We start from the raw sequence: 3038 nt of genomic DNA on the forward strand, positions 1-3038 counted from the left end.
CTGCTCCTCGGCGGGCTGCTCGCTCTGGGCAGGCGCGGCCTGCTGTTCAGGCTCGGCCTTCTTGCGCTCGTGTTTCTGTTCGGGTTCCGCCTGCTGCTTCTGCGCGCAGGCCTCGGCCGATTCGCCCTCGGCGCATGCTGCTTGCGCCAGGATGAATGGGGTTGCCGTGCGCTGGGCAAGACCGGACGCGACACTTCCCTGAAGCGGGAACGCGCCCAACGGCGCGGATGCCATCAACAGGCCAAGTGCGGTGCCTGCCAGAATCCGTGGTTGGCGTTTCATCGAAATTCTCCTTGTGGGGTCCCATCCTTGCCGAAACCGATCTTGTGCCGATTGGTTCCAGTCTGGCACGGATAGAGGCCGTACGGGGCGATTGACCGACCTTTTGAAGGCAACTTCATGTCATTCACCTAGCGATAGCCGCAATTGCGACCATTGCCGCGCTTGACCTTGCCCGCGGCCGGGGCCACATCCGGGAAATGGAAACGCCATTCTGGAAAACCAAGGCGCTGGAGGCGATGAGCCCGGCCGAGTGGGAATCGCTGTGCGACGGCTGCGGTAAATGCTGCCTGTCAAAGCTTGAGGACGAGGACACCGGCGAGATCTACTGGACCAGCGTCGGCTGTCGGCTGTTCGACGCCGAGACCTGCCGCTGTTCGGACTACGCCAACCGGCTGGCGCGCGTTCCCGACTGCGTCGGGCTGACGCCGCAGAATGTGCGAACCATCAGTTGGCTGCCCAGTACCTGTGCCTATCGGCTGGTTGCCGAGGGCCGCGACCTCTACTGGTGGCACCGGCTGGTGTCTGGCAGCGCCGAGACCGTGCATGAAGCCGGCATCTCGATGCGCGGCCGGGTCAAGGCGAGTGAAACCGATCTTGCCGAGCCGGAAGACTATTTTGACTATGTGCTGGACGAGGAGCCGTAGGACCAGCCGCGGCGAGCAACAGCCCTACGTTCGAAGGCATTTGGCCAATCCGCGGGGGGTCGGAATCGGGCGCCGAGTCAGGCATTCCGGCCTTCACCAAGGGCTGGGGAGGATGGCGAATGGCCGGAACTTCCTTCTTCCCGCCATATGAACCGGAGATGAACGGCAGGTTCGTAAAGAGTTCAGACAGGCAAGCGCATTCTCCCCCCATCGGTTCACGAGGACGGGCGAAGGCCCGCAAAAAGGAGAGAAGACGATGTTCAACACGATCAAGACGGCAGCCCTTTCGGCCCTGGTCGGTCTCGGCACGCTGGCGGCCGTTCCCGCCCACGCCGACAGCCTCTATCTCGGCTTCGGCAACAACAACGACCCGCGTTTCGGCGTCTATACCGGTGACGACGGTTATCGCCATCGCCGTGATGAACGCCGCGGCGACTGGCGCCGTGGCTGCTCGCCGGACCGCGCCCTCGACAAGGCCGAACGCATGGGTCTCCACCGTGTCCGCATCGTCGACGTCAACCGTCGTACGGTGAAGGTGGCGGGCCGCCAGGACGGCGACCGTGTCGTGGTGGTGTTCGCCAATGAGCGCGGCTGCCCGGTTATCTATCGCTGAGGTTCGACAATTAAGGCCGACCCTCTTTGAGGGTCAGCCTGGCAGCATGATCTTTAGCAAGATCAGCTGGGACTAGCGGAGCCCCTTTCCGGTTGAAGGGTGTGGCTCGAAAAACCCCGCGGGAGCAATCCCGCGGGGGTTTTTATGCGTGCTATTGGCTGGTGATGCATCGGTGGCTGGGCAAGACCCAGCCACGGATCCTCAGAGCCGCTTACTTCAGTTCGAAGGTGACGGTCACCTGGACATTGTAGGAATTCTCGCCGGCCTGCACGGGAGCCGCGCCACCCGCCGCGGCATCGAAGGCCTTGGCGTTGATCGGCATCGGCGCCGGCGCAATGTTCTGATCTGATATCTCGAGCACCCGGCCGAGGCTGGCGCCTGCGGCCTCGGCCAGCGTCTTGGCCTTGGCCATGGCGTTGGCGACCGCCTTCTTGCGCGCCTCGGTGACCGTGGCTGCCGGGTTGTCATTGGTGAAGGCGATGCCGCCACCCTGGTTGACGCCGAGCGACACCGCCTTGTCGAGGATCTCGCCGGTCTTGTCGACATCGCGCACCCGCACCGAAAGCGTGTTGGTCACCTGATAGGCGACGAGTTCGGCTTCCTGGCTGCCGTCCGGCTTGTTGGTGTAGTTGTAGCGCGGGTTGATCTGGATGCCGGCGGTCTGCAGGTCCCGGTCCTTGATGCCGGCGGACTTCATCGCCGCGATCACGGCGGCCATGGCGTCATTGTTGGCGTCGAGCGCGGCGCGCGCGGTCTTGGCCTCGCGCATGACGCTCAGCGTCAGGACCGCCAGATCGGGGGCCACGGTTGCTTCGCCTTCGCCCGACACGATGATGCGGGGCGGCGTCGGCAGATCGGTGGCTCCAGCCATCGCCGGAAAAGCGATTGCAGCGGCGAGCGCGAGAGGCAAAAGATGTCTGGTCATGAAAATCTCCTTGGTCTGCGATCAAGTCGCAGACGTCGCGTAGAGCGCGATTATGGGTTGATTTGGGCGATCTGGGGAAGCCCGTCGGGAAAGCCTTGTGCCGCGATGCGAAAAACATTAATCCAGCCCGCGTGGGGCCTGTAGCTCAATGGTTAGAGCCGGCGGCTCATAACCGCTTGGTTGGGGGTTCGAGTCCCTCCGGGCCCACCATCCAGTCCACCCGATTTCCGGGGTTTTCGACCGTCTCGGAATAGCTCCGACATTTCCGTGGGTTAGCGCCATGCAGTGGGCAACACTTGGCTGAGACGACGCAGTTAGCGCCCAAAACACCTGACTTTTGGTCGTCCGTCTCTGTCGAGCGAATTCCGTAGCCAAGTGTTTGCCGAAGTGATGGTCGACTGATCAGCGAGATGCTCGCCGGATGGTTAGAAGCCGAGGAGTGAAGCCTGGTCAGCCCAGGCAAGGGGGAGGTCCGACAATCGGGACAGCCGGTGCGCCGTCAGTTCAACAGGTTGATCACCTGCAACGATGTTGGCCGCAATTTTCGGAGCGAGGAGCGCGAAGGGCAGGAGGC

The 3038-nt window shown here is 63.1% G+C and carries 3 protein-coding genes, 1 tRNA gene and 1 pseudogene; 3 read left to right on the forward strand and 2 right to left on the reverse strand.

Annotated elements, in window-relative coordinates:
• A pseudogene (locus tag EN914_RS30030) lies at window positions 1-282 on the reverse strand (flagellar motor protein MotB); the annotation flags it as partial.
• Between the two features lie 197 nt (window positions 283-479).
• Here EN914_RS30030 and EN914_RS30035 point away from each other — a divergent pair.
• Both EN914_RS30035 and EN914_RS30040 read left to right on the forward strand, forming a co-directional pair.
• On the forward strand, window positions 480-926 hold the full coding sequence (locus EN914_RS30035) for a YcgN family cysteine cluster protein (protein ID WP_013530173.1): 447 nt from the start codon (window positions 480-482) through the stop codon (window positions 924-926).
• A 256-nt stretch (window positions 927-1182) separates the two neighbouring features.
• On the forward strand, window positions 1183-1539 hold the full coding sequence (locus EN914_RS30040) for a hypothetical protein (protein WP_013530174.1): 357 nt from the start codon (window positions 1183-1185) through the stop codon (window positions 1537-1539).
• Window positions 1540-1750: 211 nt separating this feature from the next.
• Here EN914_RS30040 and EN914_RS30045 read toward each other — a convergent pair whose 3' ends face one another.
• Window positions 1751-2464, reverse strand: a complete 714-nt coding sequence (locus EN914_RS30045) for an SIMPL domain-containing protein (protein WP_013530175.1) — start codon at window positions 2462-2464, stop codon at window positions 1751-1753.
• A 134-nt stretch (window positions 2465-2598) separates the two neighbouring features.
• On the opposite strand from EN914_RS30045, the gene EN914_RS30050 reads away from it, so the two are divergent.
• Window positions 2599-2674 (forward strand) — tRNA-Ile (locus EN914_RS30050).
• The last annotated feature ends 364 nt before the right edge of the window (window positions 2675-3038 follow it).

It is taken from the genome of Mesorhizobium sp. M7A.F.Ca.CA.001.08.2.1, assembly GCF_003998455.1.
Lineage (GTDB): Bacteria > Pseudomonadota > Alphaproteobacteria > Rhizobiales > Rhizobiaceae > Mesorhizobium > Mesorhizobium ciceri.

Coding starts and splice junctions, on each gene's coding strand:
- EN914_RS30045 (WP_013530175.1), bottom strand. CDS start 2,464: ATGACCAGACATCTTTTGCCTCTCGCGCTCGCCGCTGCAATCGCTTTT.
- EN914_RS30040 (WP_013530174.1), top strand. CDS start 1,183: ATGTTCAACACGATCAAGACGGCAGCCCTTTCGGCCCTGGTCGGTCTC.
- EN914_RS30035 (WP_013530173.1), top strand. CDS start 480: ATGGAAACGCCATTCTGGAAAACCAAGGCGCTGGAGGCGATGAGCCCG.